The organism is Streptomyces sp. NPDC046915, assembly GCF_040644935.1.
Taxonomy (GTDB): Bacteria; Actinomycetota; Actinomycetes; order Streptomycetales; family Streptomycetaceae; genus Streptomyces.
In genome coordinates, this window is the sequence record NZ_JBEYXB010000004.1 from 287,355 (window position 1) to 307,444 (window position 20,090).

Below are 20,090 nucleotides of genomic sequence, written 5' to 3' on the forward strand. Positions count from 1 at the left end.
CGGTCTCAGGACGGTTCGTCGGCGTGACCGAGATCGAGGTGGGTGGTTTCCGGGCCGGTGAGCGCGCCCACGAGGATCAGCGCCGCGCCCGTGATCAACAGGACCGCGCCGGTGTGGTCGTAGGGCATGAAGGTACTGAGACCGGCCTGGTAGAAGGCGTAGAAGGAGGGGATGACCACGGCCAGGCTGTAGGCCAGCCCGTAGCCGGAGGCGCGGACCGGGGTGGCGAACCGCTCGTTGATGTAGGCGGGCAGCACCGCCCACGGGCACAGGACCACCAGGACGAGCAGGATGGTCGCGGTGACCGTCCAGACCGGGTGGCCCGGGCCGATGCCGACGACCGCCAGGAAAAGCCCGCCGCCGGCCAGTGCGATGCCCCCGCCGGCCCAGGTCAGAAAGTACTTGCGGCCGATGCGCTGGCTGAGCACCGCGGCGGCGACCTCGGCGCCGGCGAGCAGCAGGTATGCGACGACCAGGGTGAGCGTGACCTGGCGGCTGGTCATGCCTACGCCGTGTTTGCCGAGCAGCAGGGGCAGCGAGGCGGCGATCGGTTGCAAGGACAGCCAGAATCCGGTCATCAGGACGAAGACCTGGATGAAGCGGCGCGCGTTGTGCGGGGAGAACAGCTCTCTCAGTGGTGCGCGGGTCCGCTGGGCCCCGGCGAACACCGCTGATTCGCTGACCGTGCGGCGGTAGTAGACGGCCAGGGCGAGGGAGAGCAGGGCGCCGATCACGAACGGTATGCGCCATCCCCATTGGGCGTACGCCGAACGCGCCCCCTGAGACGGCATGAGGAGCAGCAGCAGGAGAGTGATCAGCGAGACGGCGGCGTAGGCGAGCGGGAATCCGGTGTTGATGATTCCGCTGTAGAGGCCACGCTTGGCCCGTGGGGCAGCCTCCATCGCGAGCGGGTTGGCGCCGGTGTACTCCCCGCCGAGGAAGACCCCGGCCAGCAGTCGCAGCGCGAGGAACAAGATCACGCTGGTCACGCCGATCTGGTGGTACCCGGGAAGCAGCGCCATCAGGAGGGTGACGGTCCCCGCGCCGGTCATGGCGATCACCGTGGCCCGCTTGCGTCCGACCGTGTCGGCGATGCGCCCGAAGACCGCGGCGCCGACCGGGCGGCCGATCAGGGTCACGCCGAAGATACCGCTGCTGACGATGGCGGTGCCCGCGGTGCCGAGCCTCGGCGAGACGAAGTACTCGATGGCAGGTGTCAGGACCACGATGGGCAGATAGATGTCGAAGAGGTCGACGAAGAATCCCAGCCACGCGCCGACCAGTGCCCGGCGGGCCGCGGAGCCGGAAGACGTCCCGGCGGTGTCGGTGGCGGTGGCGGCCGGGGCATCGGTGTGCCGGGCCGTGGGGTCGCGGCGTGGGTCGTACGTCATCGGGTACCTCGGCGAGCGGGGAACGGCCGGACCGGATTCAGCCCGGTGTCCGCTCGGGCTTGCGTGCGGTGCGCCGGACAGTGCCCGCCATGGCCGGCTCTGCTGCCTGGGGCGGAGGGCGCGGCCCGTACAGTGACTTGACGGGGGCGGCCGAATCGGGGGCCGGCTCGGTGCTGTGCGCCAGGTCCTGCTCGGTCCAGATGCATTTGCCGTCGGGCAGGTAGCGCGCACCCCAGCGCGCGGAGAACGCGGCGACGAGTTGCAGGCCGCGGCCGCCCTCGTCGGTGTAGGAGGCGTGGCGTATCCGCGGCGTGCTGAGGCTGCCGTCGTACACCTCGCAGATCAGACTGCGGCTGCGCAGCAGACGCAGCCGGACGGGGCCCTTGGCGTGCCGGACGGCGTTGCCGACCAACTCGCTCACCAGCAGCTCCGTGGTGGTGACCAGGTCTTCCAGGCCCCAGGCGCCCAGCCGCTCGCGGACGAACTCGCGGGCCTGGCCGGCTGCCCGCGGGTCCTCCGGGAGTTCGCGGGAGACCACGTCACCGGCGTCGGTGCACCGGGTATGGGCGATCAACAGGGCCGCGTCGTCGTTGGTCTGGCCGTGGTCGGGCAGCAGCGTCGAAACGACCGTGGAGCACAGGTCCTCCAACCGCCGCACGTCCTCGTCCTCGTCCTGGTCCCCGGTCGTGAAGGAGACGGCGGGCTGCTGCCGGGCCAGGACCTGCTGGAGTTCGGTCAGTCCCTGGTCGACGTCCCGGGAGGGGGATTCGACCAGTCCGTCCGTGCACAGCACCAGAAGGCTCTCCCCGGGCAGCGGTACCTCGTGGGTGTGGAACGGCGGTGTGGAGGCGCCCAGCGGCGCATCGGGTTCCAGGCGCAGACAGCGGACGGTGCCGTCGGGATGGACGACCACCGGCGGGGGATGACCGGCCAGGCAGAACGAGCAGACCCCGGTGACCGGGTCGAAGACGGCGTACAGGCAGGTGGCGTGGGCGTCCTCGCCGAGATCGTTGACCACGTCGTTGAGATGGCTGAGCAGCTCGTCCGGGGGTATCTCCAGACCGGAAAGGGTGCGTACGGCGGTACGGAGCTGACCCATGGTGGCCGCCTCAGTGATGCCGTGCCCCATGACATCGCCCATCACCATGGCGACCCGGTCGGCGGACAGCGGTATCACGTCGTACCAGTCACCTCCGACCTCCTCGCTGCTGCCCGCGGGCAGATAGTGGGCAGCGGCGCGGACGGCCGGCAGACGGGGCAGGGTCCGGGGCAGCAGGCCGCGCTGGAGTCCTTGTGCGCGGGCGTGCTCCACGTCGTACAGGCGGGCCCGCTCCAGCGCCTGGCCGACCAGACCGCTCAGCGCCGTCAGCAAGGTGCGTTCCTCGTTGCTGAAGGACCGCGGCCGGGTGAAGGCCACCACACAGATTCCGACGGAGCGCCCGGAGGCGATCATGGGGAGGAACGCCCGGGCCTCCATCGGCGACGTCGACCAGATGTTGTGCAGTTCCGGATATTGCAGGCATGCCTCCACGTCCGATTCCAGGAACCGGGGGATACGGGTCTGCAGCACATCGGCGGCCGCGGCATTGGCGGTGAGCGGAAGCCCGTCGAGCATGTTCAGGAAGTGCTGCGGGTATCCGGCGGCGCCGACCACATGCAGCCGGCCGCTTTCGAGTGCGTAGAACACCAGCCCGTCGGCGCCGAACGGAAGCAGGACATGCTTCGCGACGGCCCGCACGACGTCCTTGGAGGTGATCGCCTCGGCGAGCGCTACCGTCAGCTCCCCCATCCGCACGGTCCGCTCGGCCCCGGCATCCGGGCTGAGGCCCGGTGACGTGCCGGGCAGGCCCGTCAGACGGGCGGCGGTCCACGAGGCCAGCGAACGCAGGAAGGACCGCTGCGCCTCATCCGGTTCGCCGGGCCCCACGGTAAGGACGGACAGCACCCCGACCGGCCCATCGGCACCGGGCAGGGTCACCGCCGCCGTGCCGCCCGCGCCGACCCCCAGCTGTCCCCTCCGGCCCAGTCGTAGTCGTTACGGCACCCTGCCCACTCCGGCACCGCATCCTGCCCGTCCCGCAGGTCCGCCCACACCGCGGCGCTCCACGGCGTGGAACCGCCAGCCGCCACCAGGCGCAGCCGGCCGGTCGTGGGATCGCACCAATGCACGAATGCACCCCGGATGCCCAGGCACTCGGTCGCCCGGAGAGCCAGCGTCAGGGTCTCGGCGTCCAGGAACCCGTCATTCGCAGCAGCCCAGATGCTGAGCCTCGGCTGCGGATGGTGACTCCCTGATTCAGCCGACCTAGGTGCCACCCGACCTCCTGCCTGGCCATGGTGCTAAATGTGATTTTTCACCATATCAGGCCCCAAACGGCGGTCCCGGAATTGCGATGCAGGTCAGGGGATCAACGCCCCGTAGGCCGTATGGGGGCCGCCTTCGGTGCTCTCCGGGTCCCGGAAGACCCGGTCGACGCGCACCGTACCGCCGAGGAAGTCGCTGTCCTCCAGCGCCAGACTGAAGATCTCGCCCTGCGGACCGCCGGTATGAAGCCGCGCGCGGGACAGCGAGCCCTACGGGCGTACCGCCCCCGCGTCCACCTCGAACAGCATCCCCGGCAGCGCGAGCGAGGCGACGCCGCTCAGTGTCTGGGCCGGGAGCCGGTCGCCGAAGCGGGCGTGCAGGGCCTTGCCAGGCGGACGACGTGTTCGTAGCCGAGCCCCACGCCTTCCAGAGCCGATCGCAACCGGTCGAAGGCTACGTCCACCTGCCCTACGGCACCGACGTCCCGCTCCGCTGCGCCATCGCGCGCCTCATCCGCGGCCGTCGCAGCGCTCTTCTCGCCCACGGGAACCACGGCAAGCAACTCCTGGCAGAGGCAGAGCTTCACTGGCGGATGACCATCGAGGAAGCGGAGCTCCACTCCGGCGCCACTCTGACCGCCCTCGCCACGCTCGAAGGCGCACCCTTCGACACACCAGTCGAGGCCGAGCTGCACAGCCCACTTTCCGAGCGACCTGAAACCGCCGTGCGGATCGACGCGTTGACGGCCGACGTCTCGGGCGCCGCGTGCCTCCAACTCGGGCAAACGCCGTCCGTGGCCCTTCCGGGTTCTACCCTCTGCCCAGCTGAGTGCGGCCGCCGCGAGCACGGACCTCGTCGCCGTGCCTCAACGGCCGCACCGCAACCGCACCAGACGATGCCGACCGGGTCCGGGGCGGTCCGAACGGCCGGCTGAGTCTCACGGAACTCCTGAAGCGGTGCTCAGAGAAGCCGTGGCGCACTCGGCGCGTGTGGTGGCTGTCATCATCATCGGATGGGAGGCAGGCAGCTACCGGCAGGTTGGACGCTGGAAGAGATCCGCGAGGTCTCCGGCGACCGGGAGGCCACACCTCTCGGCACCGATCGCGTCGTGATGGGCTGGCCGGCGCAAGGTGAGCGGCTCCACGCCGAGATCGTCTTGGGATTCCACGGACTCTGTCTGGTGAAAGCCGTCAACGACGACGACTGGTACATGGGCAGCCTGAACGACGACGGCAGCGTCACCTGCTGGAGCGTCTACGGCGACCTCCACGAAGCACTTCGCGGCCTATAGCCCGACGGTGTCCGACGACCTGACCCCTACAAGGCGCAAGGTCATGCGAGTGCTCGGCGGTGGATCGACAACAGCCGCGGCCGGATCGTCACCAAGAGCGGCCAAGCCCTCGCTGACGCAGTGCTGGAGACCGGCTCCCTGAACTGGCTGCGCACTGCCCTGGCCTGCTCGCGCTCACTGGACGCGAGCACCGCCGCCGGCGGTCGCCCAGCGGCGTGTGACCTCGCTGACCGCGGTGGCCGCTCGGTCGGCGGGCGCCCCGTCGGCGCGCGCCTCGGGGGCGAACTCGACGTGCAGGAAGGGCACGTTCGCGGCGTCGGCGGCGCGGCCCTCCATGTTCTCCCGGCCCTCCAGCGGGCAGTCCCGCACCCAGGATCGGCACACGTGGAAGCCTTGGGTGCCCAGGGCGTCGGCCAGTCTGCGGCCGTCCGCGCGGCCCGCCGATCCGGCACCGGTGGAGGCGACCACGTCGTAGCCGGGGGCCGAGGAGGCGGCCATGCCGTGCAACTGGACCCCGGGCATCCCGCGGCGGGCCAGCTCGGCGCAGATGGCATAGAAGACGGTGTCCCGGCGGTGCGCCACGTCCGCGGAGTTCCCGCGTCCGGCTTTGCGATGTGCGCCCGCAAGCACCATTGTGCCGCCGGGTGAGTCGCGCAGGGCCCGAACGCCCAGCTGCTCGGTGCCCAGGTCGGCGACCGGGTGCGGGATCTGGACCGACCAGCGCGGAGGGTGGTCCAGATCGACGTAGACCCGGCCCCAGCCGCGCGGTGCCGCGGCGGCGTCGGTGCGGTCGGCCACTTCGGCGTAGCGGCGTTCGGAGACCCGGTCGAAGACCGTGCGCACCGTGAAGTCACGTTGGGAAAGCAAGTGTTCCGCTTGTTCGCGGTGGCCGTCCAGGAGCAGCCCGACGCCTTCGGCGATGGCCGTGCGGTCCGCTCGGCCGGGTTGCCGGTAACCGCGGTCCGCGCCGAACCGGCTGGTGAAGTCCGCCACCTCGCGCGCCAGGTCGACCTGCTGGGCACCCGAGCCCGGGCGGGGTCCGGAATCCCCGCCTCCGTCGCGGGTGACGCGGAGCACAGCGGTCAGCACACCGGCGATGACCAGCAGAATTGTTGCGATCGTTATGATGCGCGAGCGAGTGGCTCTCATGGTTGTATCAAGATATCCCGGTGAAAATATGCCGTAGCCGCACCCTGCCGGCCTTGCTGAGCCCGCTCCTCCTCGCCGCCGCCGTCACCGGCTGCGGCTTCGTCTCCGACGACGGGGGCGGCCAGGGCGGCGGACGTTCCTTCACCGTCGCGGCGGCCGGGGACATCCTGATGCATCCCGAACTGGTCGACCAGTCCCGCAAGGACGCCAAGCACACCGGCAAGGGCGTGAACGGGCTGGACTTCGGGCCGATGATGGCCGGGATCAAGCCGCTGATCAGCAAGGCCGACCTGGCGATCTGCCACCAGGAGCCGGTGATGGGCACCACGAAGGGTCCGTTCGAGGGCTTTCCGGACTTCGAGGTGCCGCCGCAGACCGCGAAGACGATCAAGGACCTCGGCTACGACACCTGCTCCACCGCCTCCAACCACACGCTCGACCACGGGTATGCGGGCGTGAAGCGAACCCTGGACGCGCTGGACGCCGCCGGCGTGAAGCACACGGGCTCCTTCCGTACCGAGAAGGAGTCGCTCACCCCGCTGGTCATGAACGTCAAGGGCGTGAAGGTCGCGCAGATATCGTTCGCGTACGGCTTCAACGAGCCGCACACGATGCCGAAGAACAAGCCCTGGCTGGCCAACCAGCAGAGTCTCGCCGGGATCAAGGCCGCCGAGCAGCGCGCCCGCAAGGCCGGTGCCGAGGTGGTGATCCTCTCCATCCACTGGGGTCACGAGCACCAGCCGGCCCCCACCGCCGCGCAGCTCTCCTTCGCCCGGCAACTGGCCCGGCACACCGGCATCAACCTCGTCATCGGCCACCACGCGCACGTCGTGCAGCCGATGGAGAAGGTCGACGGCCTCTGGGTCGCGTACGGCATGGGCAACCAGATCGCCCGGCACGCGCAGCCGACGGGTCTGACCGAGGAGGGCGTGATCGCCTGGTTCAAGTTCACCGAGCGCGGCAAGGGTCACTGGGACGTCCAGCCGAGCTTCGAGCCGACGATGCTGCAGATCCCGCCGGACGCGGTGAATGCCACGGACGGCGGCAAAGCGACCTACACCGACGATGACGCCCGGGACTACCGCCTGCTGGACGTGCCGGCGGCGCTTCGCGACGACGACGGCCTCACGGACCGGCAGAAGGCCCGGCTGCGGCTCGCCTTCGAACGTACCGAGGGCACCCTCTACAACCGCGGCGCGGCCGAGGACGGTCTGAAGCCGCTGACCCCGTTGCCGTGATGGCGACGGCCGTCGGCCGCGTGACGTGCACACTTCTCCATTCTTGATCATATGGGCACAGATGTTGTGCAGCTCACATAAGTAAGAGTGCAACTTAGTAAGACTCTTACCCGTCTGAGTGCTTCGGGTGCACCTGAGAAGCAGCTGTGCCTGAAACGCACGTACATCCGAAATATCGTCACTGCTTCCGTGCGGACCGACCGCCGCACGCCCCGAGAGGACCCTCCCTTGGCGTCACCGCCCCCGTCGCGGCAGCACCGAGCCCGCCGACGAGCCGACATGTCGCTGATCGGAGGCATCCGCCCGCCGATCGCGGTTCTCTCGGTGCTGCTGCTGTCGCTCGCCGGCATCACGGCACTCGTGCTGGGCCGGGTCGACAACGCCGGGGTGCCGAAGGCGGTGCTGACCTCGCAGCAGCACTTCGCGGAGGACGGCGCCATCGCGCTGCGTGCCTCCATCGACGAGTCCGTCACCGACCTCACCCGGTCCGCCGCGCTGTTCAGCGCCGGCCAGCCGGTCACGGGCGACGCCGTCCTCGACAAGCTCGGCAGCACCTACCAGAAGTGGACGGGTACCGCGGTCGTCGAGATCCGCACCGGCAAGCTGGTCGCGGCCCGCGGTGAGACCGTGCCTCTGACCTCGGTGAACACCGCCACCCTCGGCGACGAGGGCGGCCTCGCGCCGCGCATGGTCCGGCTGAAGAACGGGGAGACGCGGCTGCTGTCCCTCGCGCTGCTGTCCTGGCCGGGCAAACCGCAGCTGCTGCTCGTGGCGTCCAGCAACCTGACGTTCCCCGGCATCAGCATCGGCCAGTTCCGGTCCATCGCCGTGGCCGACCGGGACGGCGCGATCCTCAGCAGCGACGGCATCCCCGAGCCCGAGCAGGTGCGCACCAGCACCGATCGCAAGGAGATCAAGCTCTCCCGCAAGCAACTGGAGGCCTTCGCCGAGTTCGCCGCCCGCAAGGCCCGGCAGGACCCGCGCAGCAGCAAGGAACCCGGCATGGGCGGCTACCAGGGCGTCAGCGGGAGCACGGTCGGCGGGCGTGTGCTCAGCGACCGGTCCGTCGCCGGATACGCCACACTGGCCGCGCCCTCCCCCGGGGAGACCACCACCGCCTCCGGGCTCGGCCTGTCCGTGGTGGCCATGGTCAAGGTGAGCGAGGACCCCACCCGCGCCCACTCCCTGGTGTTCGGCCTGCTGGCGGGCGCCGCGCTCCTCGTCGTCGGCTCCATCGCCGTGGCCGTGCTCCTCGGCACCGTGCAGCGCCCGCTGATCCGGCTGTTCCTGGAGTCCCGCCGCCTCACCCGCGGCGACCTGACCCGGCCCGTCACCGTCCCCGGCTACGGCGAGGCGCACCGCGTCGGCCACGCCCTGGAACGGCTGCGCCGCCAGCTGCTCGGCGAGAGCGCCGAAGACACCGGCCCGGCCGCGCGCCCGCGCGGACTGCGCAAGGTGGGCACCCGCGCCCTGCTGGTCGGGTGCGCGGTACTGCTGCTGGCCTGGTCGGTGCCGCTGATGCTGCTGATCAACCGCGCCGACTCCACCGCCGTCGTACCGCAGCAGCTCGTCAGCGACCAGCGCGAACGCACCGACACACTCAGTGACCGGGTACGCCGCGCGCTCAACGAGGGCAGCGCCGACCTGGACTCGGTCGGCTCCCTCATCGGCAATCGCACCGAACCCGAGGCCATGGCGAAGGTGCTGGAACGCACCCTCGACGAGAACCGGCGCTACCGCTCCCTCTACGTCGTCGACTCCTCCGGCGAGATCCTGGCCCGCGAGGGCAAGGAACCCAAGCTGATTCGCTCCCACCGGGTCTCCGACACCGCGATCCGGCTGCTGGGCCACGGCGGCAAGCAGCCCGTCGTCGTCGCCAACACCGAGATCCCCGGACGCGACGGCGCCCAGCTCGTCGGCGAGTTCCGCGTCGAGTTCTTCAACGCGCTGCTGACCCGGCCGGGCATGGGCGTGGTCCGCCTCGTCGACGACCACGAGAAGGTCATCGCCGGCAACACCGGCTTCCTCGCCTTCCAGTCGCTGCCCGACGACCACCTGAAGGACCTGGTCGCCGCCAGCGCCCAGCGGCTCGGTAAGAAGGCCCGCGCGAACGGGGTGCTCTACCGCGACAACGGCGTACGGATCGCCGCCGCCGCCCCGTTCGCCGGCAGCGGCCCCGCCGAGGCCCTCGGCTGGAGTGTGGTCAGCTGGCAGCCCGCCGGCCGGCTCGACATACCCCAGTACGACGCCCAGAACCGCACCGTGCTCGCCGGACTGCTCGGCAGCGCCGCGGCCGTCGCCTGCCTGGGCTGGCTGCACATCGTCGTGGCCCGGCCGCTGCGCTCGCTGGCCGGACGTTCCGAGGCACTGGCCGGCGGCGACCGCAAGACCGTGCTGTTCCCGCAGCACCACGACGAGGTCGGCGCCGTCACCCGCTCCCTGGAACTCATCCGGCAGCAGCTTCACGACCAGCGCCGGCAGTCGCCCCGCCGCACCCAGCCCCAGGCCTCCGCGCCGCAGCAGTACACAAGGAACTGATCACTCGTGTTCTTCCTCTACACCGTGCTGCTGGCGGGCTGCTCGATCATGCTCGTCGCGGGCGTCGTCGAGCAACGCCGGCACTTCACCAACCTGGACCACATACCCACCCGGGTCCTGATCAACGGCATCCGCGGCAAGTCGTCCATCACCCGGTTGTGCGCGGGCGCCCTGCGCGGCGGTGGCCTGACCACCGTCGCCAAGACGACCGGCACCGCGGCCCGGTTCATCCACCCGGACGCCACCGAGGAGCCCGTCTACCGCAAGTTCGGCATAGCCAACGTCGTCGAGCAGATCGGCATCGTGCGGCGCGCCGCCGCGTACCAGCCGGACGCGCTCGTGATCGAGTGCATGGCCGTCATGCCGGCCCTTCAGGAGATCAACCAGTCCAAGCTGATCCGCTCCACGATCGGCGTGCTGTGCAACGTCCGCGAGGACCATCTCGCCGAGATGGGCCCCACCCTGGACGACGTGGCGCGGTCGCTGTGCCGCTCGATGCCCGAGGACGGCATCTGCGTCACCGCGGAGAAGGAGCGCTTCGACATCCTCCAGGAGGAGGCCGACGCCCGGAACTGCCGACTCGTCTACGCCGACCCGGAGACGGTCACCGACGAGGAGCTGCGCGGCTTCAGCTGGTTCACCTTCAAGGAGAACGTCGCCATCGCGCTGACCGTCGCCGAACTCCTCGGTGTCGACCGCGAGACGGCTCTGAAGGGCATGTACGAAGCCCCGCCGGACCCGGGCGTCCTCTCCGTCGAGCGCTATCTGACGCCCGAGGGGAAGAAGCTGCGTTTCGCCAACGTCTTCGCGGCCAACGACCCCGAGTCGACGCTGATGAACATCAACCAGCTGCTCGACCTCGGCGCCATCCACCGCCCGCTCAACGTGGTTATCAACTGCCGCCCCGACCGCGTCGAACGCAACGGTCAGATGGGCGAGATCATCCCCGACCTCGACCCCGAGCACGTCTTCGTCATCGGTCACCCGGCCAAGTCCGCCATCGACGCCATCCCCGCCGAGTTCCGCTCGCGCGCCGTCGACCTCGGCGGCGACAAGCGTGACCCGGCGGAGTTCATGGCCCAGATGCTGGGAACACTGGCCCCGGACTCCTCGCTGGTCGCGATCGGCAACATCCACGGTCAGGGCGAGATCCTGCTGGAGCACCTGGCCGAACTCCCCCCGGACGAGAGCGCCGACGAGCCGGTGGCCGCGGCCCCGGCCGGCCCCGCCGGGGTGGAGTCCGCCGTGGTCGAGCACGTCGAGACCATGCAGCTGTACGCGCCCCGCATCGACCCCTACCAGAGGTATTCGAAGGCGTACGAGTCGCGCTACGCGCAGCAGCCGTACGTTCAGCAGCCGTACGTCCAGCAGCCCCCCGTGCACCAGGACAACGCGAACATGTACCCGGAGCAGCAACCGGCGGGCCAGGCGGGATACGACCGGCCGTACCCGGACGACGCCTGGACGCAGGCACAGCAGTACCGCGGTGACCAGCCCGCCTCCGCCGCGCCGCAGCCGCGCCCGGACACCGGCCCACCAGCCGGACAGGCCCCGCCCCGCGGGCTGTTCGAGCCCCGCGTTCCTCCCCAGCCCTCCGCCGACGACAGCCAGCAGTGGCACAGCCCAGGAGAACAGCGTTGATCCCCTCCGTCCTCACCCCCGAGATCGCCGCGATCGGCATCGGCCTGGGCCTGATGTTCTCCCTGATGTGCTACCTGACGACCAACCTGTCGCCGGGCGGCATGATCACCCCGGGCTGGCTCGCGCTCACCCTGATCGAGGACCTTCAGCGGGCCGCCCTGGTGGTCGGCGTGACCGTGCTGACGTACCTCGCCACGCTGCTGATGCAGAAGTTCGTGATCCTGTACGGCAAGCGGCTGTTCGCGGCCGTCGTGCTCAGCGGCGTGCTCATCCAGGCCACCGTGATCATCGTGCTGCAGATGGAGTTCCCGCTGCTGTACGCCAACCAGACGCTCGGGTTCATCGTCCCGGGCCTGATCGGCTACCAGCTGGTCCGCCAGCCCAAGGGCGCGACGCTGCTGTCCGTCGGATCGGTCACCCTCGCCACCTATGTGGTGCTGACCGCCGGCATCCTGCTGGGCGCTCTGCCGTCCGCCTGAGCCCGCACGTTCCCGACGTAATCCTGGAGCCCTCACCATGCCGAAACGCAAAGGCCGCCCCGTCGTCCACGCGGTGACGGTGCTGTCGCTGCTCGCGGGCAGCGCGTACTTCACCTACGAACTGCGCAAGGACGAACAGGCGAAGGTCCCGGCCGCCCAGACGGTCACCGACAACGCCCTGCGGAACTCCGGCAAGGCGACCGGCAAGCAGACCTGGGAGCGGCTGAACGGCCCGGCGCGTTCGGTACTGCGCGACGGCAAGGGCGCGGTCATCGCCACCTTCACCGACGGCGCCCGCACGGCCACTCTCAAGGGCCCTTCACGGACCTTCGGCGAACCGGCCAACACCAGCACCAAGGTGGTCACCGACGACTGGGTCCGCCTCATGCCGGAGCCCTGGGTCAAGGGCGCCCAGAACCAGCAGTGGTTCAAGGACTGGTTCAAGAAGTACTCGGGCAGCCAGGAGGACGACATCTTCGCGATCGCCTTCCAGTACGTGCAGGGCGTGCCGGTGAAGAAGGACTCCGCGGGCGTGCCGTACGCCGGTGACGCGGTGTTCGGCCCGTACAAGGCGGACGGGGTGGACCGCCTGGAGCAGAACGATTTCTACGACTACCTCGGCATCTCGTACACCTTCCGCAACGGCACCACGATGTACCCGCGCAAGGAGCGCTACCGCGCGCTGGACTGCTCCGGCTTCATGCGGATGGTGTGGGGCTACCGCGCCCGCTACCCGCTGATGGCCACGAACACCTCGGGCGACGGCCTGCCCCGCTCGGCCGACGGCATGGCCCGCTCCAAGGCCGGCGTCGACATCATCAAGCTCCAGGGCCCCTCGCCCTGGTACACCCGGCCGAAGAACACGGACACGCTCCAGCCGGGCGACCTGCTGTTCTTCAAGATGGACCACCGCACCGGCAACCACATCGACCACGTGGCCCTCTACCTGGGGCTGGACACCGAGGGCCACAAGGTCTTCCTCTCCAGCCGCAAGGAGCAGAACGGCCCCACGATGGGGGACACGGGCGGCGTCTCCCGCATCGACGGCAACGGCTTCTACGCCCAGCTGTTCCGCAGCGCCAAACGCCTCTGACCAGGCGACACGCCGATGCCCGGCACACCGGTCGGTGTGCCGGGCATCGGGGCCGTACGGGGGCGGCTACGCCGGCACGCTGGCCACGCCCGTCGCCAGGAACTTCTTGCCGTTCACCCGCTCCGAGACGCCCTCGCGGTCCAGGTACGGCGTGATGCCGCCCAGGTGGAAGGGCCAGCCGGCGCCGGTGATGAGGCAGAGGTCGATGTCCTGGGCCTCGGCGACGACGCCCTCGTCGAGCATCAGGCCGATCTCCTGGGCCACCGCGTCGAGGACGCGGGCGCGGACCTGCTCCTCGGTCAGGACGGTGTCGCCCTGCTTCAGCAGCGCGGCGACCTCCGGGTCGAGCTCGGGCTTGCCGCTGTCGTAGACGTAGAAGCCGCGCTTGCCGGCCTTGACGACGGCGGCGAGGTTCGCGGAGACCGTGAAGCGGTCCGGGAAGGCCCGGTTGAGGGTCTCCGAGACGTGCAGACCGATCGCCGGCCCGACCAGCTCCAGCAGGACCAGCGGGGACATCGGGAGGCCCAGGGGCTCCACCGCCTTCTCCGCGACCTCGACCGGCGTGCCCTCGTCGATGACGTTCTGGATCTCGCCCATGAAGCGGGTCAGGATGCGGTTCACGACGAACGCCGGGGCGTCCTTGACCAGTACCGCGGTCTTCTTCAGCTTCTTGGCCACCGCGAAGGCGGTCGCGAGCGAGGCGTCGTCCGTCTTCTCGCCGCGGACGATCTCCAGGAGCGGGAGGATCGCCACGGGGTTGAAGAAGTGGAAGCCGACGACCCGCTCGGGGTTCTTCAGCTTCGACGCCATCTCCGACACCGAGAGGGAGGAGGTGTTGGTGGCGAGGATCGCGTGCGCCGGGGCGACCGCCTCGACCTCCGCGAACACCGTCTGCTTGACGCCGATCTCCTCGAACACGGCCTCGATGATGAAGTCCGCGTCGGAGAAGCCCTCGGCCTTGTCCAGGACACCGGTGACCAGCGCCTTGAGACGGTTGGCCTTGTCCTGGTTGATCCGGCCCTTGCCGAGCAGCTTGTCGATCTCGGCGTGGACGTAGCCCACACCCTTGTCGACGCGCTCCTGGTCGATGTCCGTGAGGACGACCGGGACCTCCAGGCGGCGGAGGAAGAGCAGGGCGAGCTGCGAGGCCATCAGGCCCGCGCCGACCACGCCGACCTTCGTCACCGGGCGGGCCAGGTTCTTGTCCGGGGCGCCCGCCGGGCGCTTGCCGCGCTTCTGGACCAGGTTGAAGGCGTAGATGCCGGAGCGCAGTTCGCCGCCCATGATCAGGTCGGCGAGGGCGACGTCCTCGGCGTCGAAGCCCTGCTGGAGGTCGCCGTTCTTGGCGGCGGCGATGATGTCGAGGGCGCGGTAGGCGGCCGGGGCCGCGCCGTGCACCTTGGAGTCCGCGATGAAGCGGCCCTTGGCGACGGCCTGGTCCCAGGCCTCGCCGCGGTCGATCGCCGGGCGCTCGACGACGATCTCGCCCTTGAGGACGGTCGCCGTCCAGATCAGCGACTGCTCGAGGAAGTCGGCGCCCTCGAAGATCGCGTCGGCGATCCCGAGCTCGTAGACCTGCTTCCCCTTGAGCTGCTTGTTCTGGTTGAGGCTGTTCTCGATGATGACCGAGACGGCCTTGTCGGCGCCGATCAGGTTCGGCAGCAGCGCGCAGCCGCCCCAGCCGGGGACGAGGCCGAGGAAGACCTCGGGGAGGGAGAAGGCGGGGAGGGCCGCGGACACCGTGCGGTAGGTGCAGTGCAGGCCGACCTCGACGCCGCCGCCCATCGCCGCGCCGTTGTAGTACGCGAAGGTGGGCACGGCCAGCTTCGACAGCCGCTTGAAGACCTCGTGGCCGCCCTTGCCGATGGCCAGCGCGTCCTTGTGCTCCTTCAGCAGCTCGACGCCCTTGAGGTCGGCGCCGACCGCGAAGATGAACGGCTTGCCGGTGATGCCGACGCCGACGATCTCGCCGTCCGCGGCCTCCTTCTCCACCTGGTCGATCGCGGTGTTGAGGTTCGCGAGCGAGGCCGGGCCGAAGGTGGTCGGCTTGGTGTGGTCGAAGCCGTTGTCCAGCGTGATGAGGGCGAACTTGCCAGCCCCCAGGGGGAGATCGAAGTGGCGTACGTGCGCCTGCGTGACGACCTCGTCCGGGAACAGCTCGGCCGCGCCCTTCAGGAGTTCAGCGGTGGTGCTCACTTGTCGCCTCCGTCGAAGTGCGGGTTCTCCCAGATGACCGTCGCGCCCATGCCGAAGCCGACGCACATGGTGGTCAGGCCGTAGCGGACGTTCGGCTGCTCCTCGAACTGGCGGGCCAGCTGCGTCATCAGCCGGACGCCGGAGGAGGCCAGCGGGTGGCCGTAGGCGATGGCGCCGCCGTACTGGTTGACGCGCGGGTCGTCGTCGGCGATGCCGTAGTGGTCGAGGAGGGCCAGGACCTGGACGGCGAAGGCCTCGTTGATCTCGAAGAGGTTGATGTCCTCGATCGACAGGCCCGCCTTGGCGAGGGCCTTCTCCGTGGCGGGGATCGGGCCGTAGCCCATGACCTCCGGCTCCACGCCCGCGAAGGCGTAGGAGACCAGGCGCATCTTGACCGGCAGGCCGTTCTCGCGGGCGAAGTCCTCGCTGGCGATGATCGAGGCGGTGGCGCCGTCGTTCAGACCGGCCGCGTTACCGGCGGTGACCCGGCCGTGGACGCGGAACGGGGTCTTGAGGCCGGAGAGGTTCTCCAGGGTCGTGCCCGGGCGCATCGGCTCGTCGGCGGTGACCAGGCCCCAGCCCGTCTCGCCGCCCTCCGGGCTGGTGCGGCGCACCGAGATCGGCACCAGGTCGGCCTGGATCTTGCCGTTGGCGTACGCCTTGGCGGCCTTCTCCTGGGAGCGCACGGCGTACTCGTCGGCGCGCAGCTTGGTGATGTGCGGGTAGCGGTCGTGCAGGTTCTCGGCGGTCATGCCCATGAACAGGGCGGACTCGTCGACCAGCTTCTCCGACACGAAGCGCGGGTTCGGGTCCACGCCCTCGCCCATCGGGTGGCGGCCCATGTGCTCGACACCACCGGCGATGACGGCGTCGTACGCGCCGAACGCGATCGAACCGGCCGTGGTGGTCACGGCGGTCAGGGCGCCCGCGCACATGCGGTCGATGGAGTAGCCGGGGACCGACTGGGGCAGACCGGCGAGGATGCCGGCGGTGCGGCCCAGGGTCAGGCCCTGGTCGCCGATCTGGGTGGTCGCGGCGATGGCGACCTCGTCGATCTTCTTCGGGTCGAGCCCGGGGTTGCGGCGCAGCAGCTCCCGGATCGCCTTCACGACGAGGTCGTCGGCGCGGGTCTCGTGGTAGATGCCCTTCGGGCCCGCCTTGCCGAACGGGGTGCGGACGCCGTCTACGAAGACGACGTCCCTGACGGTACGAGGCACGATGGCTCTCCTCCAGGGTGCGGGATGGCACTGCTGCGAGCACAAGCGCTGAGCGCGCGCTCAGTTCCCATGCTACTTATGGGTAACGTAGCTGCCCAGTCCCGTCGGCCCAAGCGGTGAAGGTCACACCGGTGAAGGTCACACCGACGGCGGTGCCGTCGAGGCCCGCGGAGTCAGTACCGGTGTGGGCACCTGATGGGATCCCGGACCCTCTCCGGTGATCACCCCGAACAGCGTACGGGCCGCGTCCGCGCCGAATCCGTGCACGTCATGGCTCATCGCGGAGAGGGTGGGGTGGGTCAGCCGGCACAGCTGGGAGTCGTCCCAGGCCAGCAGGGACACGTCGGCGGGCACCTTCAGGCCCATCTCGGCGGCCACCGAGAGACCGGCCACCGCCATGATGTCGTTGTCGTAGACGATCGCGGTCGGCCGGTCCGGCGGCGCGGCGGTCAGCAGCGAGCGGGTCGCCCGGGCACCGGCCTCGCCCGAGTAGTCGGTGGTGACCTGCCAGGCACCGGCGAGGTCCAGGGACCGGGCCGCCTCGTCGAAGGCGGCCGTGCGCATCGCCGTGTGCCCGAGGGCCGCCGCGCCGCCGACCCGGGCGATCCGCCGGTGCCCGAGCGCGGCGAGGTAGCGCACCGCCTCCTTGACGGCGGTGGCGTCGTCCGTCCACACGGAGGTGAGCCCGCCGGTCAGCGAGGGGTGTCCCACCGCCACCACCGGCAGGCCGAGCCGCTGGGCCACCGCCGGCCTGGGGTCGTCCGCCCCGAAGTCCACCAGGATCGACCCGCCGATCTGCCGCCCCTTCCACCAGGACTCCAGCAGACCGGCCTCCTCCCGTACGTTCCGTACGAGCCTGAGCAGCAGCGAGCAGGACCGCTCGGTCAGCTCGCTCTCCACGCCGGAGATGAACTCCATGTAGAAGGGCTCAAGGCCCAGCATCTGCGCCGGCCGGCAGATCGCCAGCCCCACCACGTCCACCCGCGCCCCGGCGAGCGACCGCGCGGTGAGGTTCGGTGCCCAGCCCAGCTCCCGCGCGGCGGCGAAGATCCGGTCCCGGGTCGCCTCCGACAGTCCCGGCTTGTGGTTGAAGGCCAGCGACACCGCGCCCTTGGACACCCCGGCGCGCGCGGCGACGTCCTTGATGGTGACGCGGGGCGTCGGCGTCGCTGTCATCAGACGGGCTCCACGCAGTACAGGGCGGCCCGGGCGGCGGCCTCGCCGGGAGTCTTCCAGCCCCGCACACCGATCGTGACCCGTTCCCCGGGAAGCAGCGTGACCAGCCCGCGGTCCGCCCGCGCCCCCGGCTCCAGCCGGTCCGCCTGGAGCAGCAGGTCCCGTACGAGGGTACGGGCCGTCACCGTCACCTCGCCCGGCGCCACGGACACCTCCAACTCCGGCCGTGGGTAAGGGATTTCGTGGTCGGGGGCCGGGAAGTGCAGGGCACGAAGGCCGGCCGTGTCGGCGACCAGGAACTCCTTCGGCCCGGCCGGCCTGAGCTCCCTCGGCACCCCGATCTCCGCCACCGCCCGCGCCCCGGCCGTCAGCGCCATGCTCGCCCCGCCGACCACCACGCCGTCGACGGTCATCCGGCGCAGCGTCACCGCCCCCGTCCACTCCTCGGCGGCCTGGTTGACGGCGGCCAGCACCAGACCCTCTGTGCGGGGCCGCAGTGTCAGCAGCCGGTCGGCGTACAGCCGCCGCAGCTCGTGGTACAGCGGCTTCTCCCGCCCGTCGCCGTCGATCGCCGCCCAGGAGGTCACCGGCCAGCAGTCGTTGAGCTGCCAGACGATCGTGCCCGCGCACACCGGCCAGTGCGACCGCCAGTGCTCGATCCCGGCGGCCACCGCCCGCGCCTGGTTGACCTGCGTCAGATAGTGCCAGCGGTCGAAGTCCCCCGCGGGCAGGGCGAAATGACGGGCGAGGCCGCGCTCCAGCTTGCCGTTGCCGTCGTCCGCCTTCTGGTGGTGCAGCACACCGGGGGAGTCCGGCGCGAGGTCCTCACCGGGCAGCGCGCGCCGCAGCGTCGCGTACGCGGGCGGCGCCTGCCAGCCGAACTCGGCCACGAAACGCGGCACGCTCAGCCCGTAGTCCGCGTAGTCCTCCCGGTTCCACACCTCCCAGGAGTGGTGCGTGCCGTGCGCCGGGTCGTTCGGGTGGTGCGCCCAGGACCCCGACCACGGGCTGCCCGCCGTGTACGGCCGCGTCGGATCCAGCTCGGCGACCACGCGGGGCAGCAGCCCCAGGTAGTACCCCTCGCCCCAGGAGTCCCCGGCCAGCCGCCTCTCCCAGCCCCAGTCCCTGAAGCCCCACAGGTTCTCGTTGTTGCCGTTCCACAGCACCAGCGAGGGGTGCGGCATCAGCCGTACGACGTTCTCCCGGGCCTCCGCCTCCACCTCCCCGCGCAGCGGCTGCTCCTCCGGGTAGGCCGCGCAGGCGAACGGGAAGTCCTGCCAGACCATGAGGCCCAGCTCGTCGCAGGCGTCGTAGAAGTCCTCGCTCTCGTAGAGCCCGCCGCCCCACACCCGCACCAGGTCCACGCCTGCCGCGGCGGCCTGACCGAGCCGCTCCCGGCAGCGCTCGCGGGTGACGCGGGAGGGGAGGGCGTCGTCCGGGATCCAGTTCACGCCCCGCGCGAACAGCCGCTCCCCGTTGACGACGAGCGTGAAACCGGTGCCGTGTCCGTCGGGCCGGCGGTCCAGCTCGACCGTGCGGAAGCCGATCCGGCGGTGCCAGCCGTCGAGCACCTCGTCACCGTGCACCAGCATCAACTCAAGCTCGTAAAGCGGCTGTTCCCCGTACCCTCGGGGCCACCACAGCCGCGCCCGCGGCACCCGGAGCCGTACGACGCCGCTCGTCCCGTCGATGTCGGCGCGCGCCGTCCGTCCGCCCACCCGGGCCTCGACGGCGAGCCGTGCCTCCACCCGGGTCCGTTCGACGTCCACCCGCAACTCGACGACACCCGTGCCCTGTTCGACGGTGACCAGGGGCCGCACCCGGCTGATCCGCGCGGTCGACCAGCGCTCCAGCCGCACCGGCCGCCAGATGCCCGCCGTGACCAGCGTGGGCCCCCAGTCCCAGCCGAAGGAGCAGGCCATCTTGCGGATGTACTGGTACGGCTCGGCATAGGCGGCGGGCCGCTCGCCCAGCCGCTCGCGGACGGCCTCGGCCTCGGTGTGGGCGGAGGCGAAACGCACCGCCAGCGGACCCGTCGCCCCCGTGACGTCGAAGCGGTAGGAGCGGTGCATGTTCCGGACCCGGCCGAGAAGTTGCCCGTCGAGCGTGATCTCGGCCGCGGTGTCGAGGCCGTCGAAGACGAGATCGGTCTGCTCGTGCGCGGACACCTCCCGCAGCTCCCTCTCGTACGTCCACTCCCGCCGCCCGACCCAGGCCACGTCCACCTCGTTCCGCCCGAGGAACGGGTCCGGGATCACCCCGGCGGCGAGCAGGTCGGTGTGCACGCACCCCGGCACCCGGGCGGGCAGGACCTCCCCTTCGTGCCGCAGGGTCCAGCCCTCGGTGAGCGGTGTGGCCTCCAGCATGCGCACTCCC

Annotated in this window: 13 protein-coding genes and 2 pseudogenes; 7 read left to right on the plus strand and 8 right to left on the minus strand. The window is 70.6% G+C overall.

Going from position 1 to position 20,090, the window contains the following annotated elements; all coding sequences use genetic code 11:
* Positions 1–5: 5 nt before the first annotated feature.
* The 3 genes and pseudogenes from ABZ915_RS12555 to ABZ915_RS12565 all read right to left on the minus strand — a co-directional run.
* Positions 6–1,391 (minus strand): MFS transporter, encoded by a 1,386-nt coding sequence (locus ABZ915_RS12555; RefSeq protein WP_361800171.1) that lies wholly within the window; start codon positions 1,389–1,391, stop codon positions 6–8.
* Positions 1,392–1,428: 37 nt separating this feature from the next.
* Entirely contained in the window at positions 1,429–3,369 is a 1,941-nt protein-coding gene (locus tag ABZ915_RS12560; protein ID WP_361800174.1) for a SpoIIE family protein phosphatase, read from the minus strand.
* Positions 3,370–3,965: 596 nt separating this feature from the next.
* A pseudogene (locus tag ABZ915_RS12565) lies at positions 3,966–4,162 on the minus strand (RidA family protein); the annotation flags it as partial.
* Between the two features lie 546 nt (positions 4,163–4,708).
* Here ABZ915_RS12565 and ABZ915_RS12570 point away from each other — a divergent pair.
* Both ABZ915_RS12570 and ABZ915_RS12575 read left to right on the plus strand, forming a co-directional pair.
* Positions 4,709–4,987 carry a hypothetical protein gene (locus tag ABZ915_RS12570; protein ID WP_361800177.1) on the plus strand — a complete coding sequence of 93 codons (279 nt, stop codon included), beginning with the start codon at positions 4,709–4,711 and terminating at the stop codon, positions 4,985–4,987.
* Positions 4,988–5,014: 27 nt separating this feature from the next.
* A pseudogene (locus ABZ915_RS12575) lies at positions 5,015–5,149 on the plus strand (HAD family hydrolase); the annotation flags it as partial.
* A 12-nt stretch (positions 5,150–5,161) separates the two neighbouring features.
* Here ABZ915_RS12575 and ABZ915_RS12580 read toward each other — a convergent pair.
* Positions 5,162–6,136 carry a hypothetical protein gene (locus ABZ915_RS12580; protein WP_361800180.1) on the minus strand — a complete coding sequence of 325 codons (975 nt, stop codon included), beginning with the start codon at positions 6,134–6,136 and terminating at the stop codon, positions 5,162–5,164.
* Positions 6,137–6,189: 53 nt separating this feature from the next.
* Between ABZ915_RS12580 and ABZ915_RS12585 the strand changes: the two genes are divergently transcribed.
* From ABZ915_RS12585 to ABZ915_RS12605, 5 genes are all read left to right on the plus strand, one after another.
* Positions 6,190–7,374 (plus strand): CapA family protein, encoded by a 1,185-nt coding sequence (locus ABZ915_RS12585; protein ID WP_361800183.1) that lies wholly within the window; start codon positions 6,190–6,192, stop codon positions 7,372–7,374.
* A 279-nt stretch (positions 7,375–7,653) separates the two neighbouring features.
* Positions 7,654–9,912 carry a HAMP domain-containing protein gene (locus ABZ915_RS12590; RefSeq protein WP_361800186.1) on the plus strand — a complete coding sequence of 753 codons (2,259 nt, stop codon included), beginning with the start codon at positions 7,654–7,656 and terminating at the stop codon, positions 9,910–9,912.
* Positions 9,913–9,918: 6 nt separating this feature from the next.
* A complete protein-coding gene (gene pgsB / locus ABZ915_RS12595) occupies positions 9,919–11,553 on the plus strand; it encodes a poly-gamma-glutamate synthase PgsB (protein ID WP_361800189.1) in 1,635 nt (544 codons plus the stop codon).
* Positions 11,550–12,032 carry a poly-gamma-glutamate biosynthesis protein PgsC/CapC gene (locus ABZ915_RS12600; RefSeq protein WP_225830536.1) on the plus strand — a complete coding sequence of 161 codons (483 nt, stop codon included), beginning with the start codon at positions 11,550–11,552 and terminating at the stop codon, positions 12,030–12,032. Before pgsB ends, ABZ915_RS12600 begins: the two co-directional genes overlap by 4 nt.
* A gap of 37 nt (positions 12,033–12,069) precedes the next feature.
* Positions 12,070–13,125 (plus strand): NlpC/P60 family protein, encoded by a 1,056-nt coding sequence (locus ABZ915_RS12605; protein WP_361800193.1) that lies wholly within the window; start codon positions 12,070–12,072, stop codon positions 13,123–13,125.
* A 66-nt stretch (positions 13,126–13,191) separates the two neighbouring features.
* Here the strand turns inward: ABZ915_RS12605 and ABZ915_RS12610 are convergent, their stop codons facing one another.
* The 4 genes from ABZ915_RS12610 to ABZ915_RS12625 form a co-directional block, all read right to left on the minus strand.
* Positions 13,192–15,321 carry a 3-hydroxyacyl-CoA dehydrogenase NAD-binding domain-containing protein gene (locus ABZ915_RS12610; protein ID WP_361800196.1) on the minus strand — a complete coding sequence of 710 codons (2,130 nt, stop codon included), beginning with the start codon at positions 15,319–15,321 and terminating at the stop codon, positions 13,192–13,194.
* Complete coding sequence (locus ABZ915_RS12615; protein ID WP_361800199.1) at positions 15,318–16,538, minus strand: acetyl-CoA C-acyltransferase; 1,221 nt, start codon at positions 16,536–16,538, stop codon at positions 15,318–15,320. The genes ABZ915_RS12610 and ABZ915_RS12615 overlap by 4 nt, the downstream gene beginning before the upstream one ends.
* 138 nt (positions 16,539–16,676) lie before the next feature.
* The gene (locus tag ABZ915_RS12620; protein ID WP_361800202.1) at positions 16,677–17,714 is read right to left on the minus strand and encodes a LacI family DNA-binding transcriptional regulator; all 1,038 of its coding nucleotides are present in this window, start codon (positions 17,712–17,714) and stop codon (positions 16,677–16,679) included.
* A complete protein-coding gene (locus tag ABZ915_RS12625) occupies positions 17,714–20,080 on the minus strand; it encodes a glycoside hydrolase family 2 protein (protein ID WP_361800205.1) in 2,367 nt (788 codons plus the stop codon). Before ABZ915_RS12625 ends, ABZ915_RS12620 begins: the two co-directional genes overlap by 1 nt.
* Between the last annotated feature and the right edge of the window lie 10 nt (positions 20,081–20,090).

Coding starts and splice junctions, on each gene's coding strand:
- ABZ915_RS12555 (WP_361800171.1), bottom strand. CDS start 1,391: ATGACGTACGACCCACGCCGCGACCCCACGGCCCGGCACACCGATGCC.
- ABZ915_RS12570 (WP_361800177.1), top strand. CDS start 4,709: ATGGGAGGCAGGCAGCTACCGGCAGGTTGGACGCTGGAAGAGATCCGC.
- ABZ915_RS12580 (WP_361800180.1), bottom strand. CDS start 6,136: ATGAGAGCCACTCGCTCGCGCATCATAACGATCGCAACAATTCTGCTG.
- ABZ915_RS12590 (WP_361800186.1), top strand. CDS start 7,654: ATGTCGCTGATCGGAGGCATCCGCCCGCCGATCGCGGTTCTCTCGGTG.
- ABZ915_RS12605 (WP_361800193.1), top strand. CDS start 12,070: ATGCCGAAACGCAAAGGCCGCCCCGTCGTCCACGCGGTGACGGTGCTG.
- ABZ915_RS12620 (WP_361800202.1), bottom strand. CDS start 17,714: ATGACAGCGACGCCGACGCCCCGCGTCACCATCAAGGACGTCGCCGCG.
- ABZ915_RS12625 (WP_361800205.1), bottom strand. CDS start 20,080: ATGCTGGAGGCCACACCGCTCACCGAGGGCTGGACCCTGCGGCACGAA.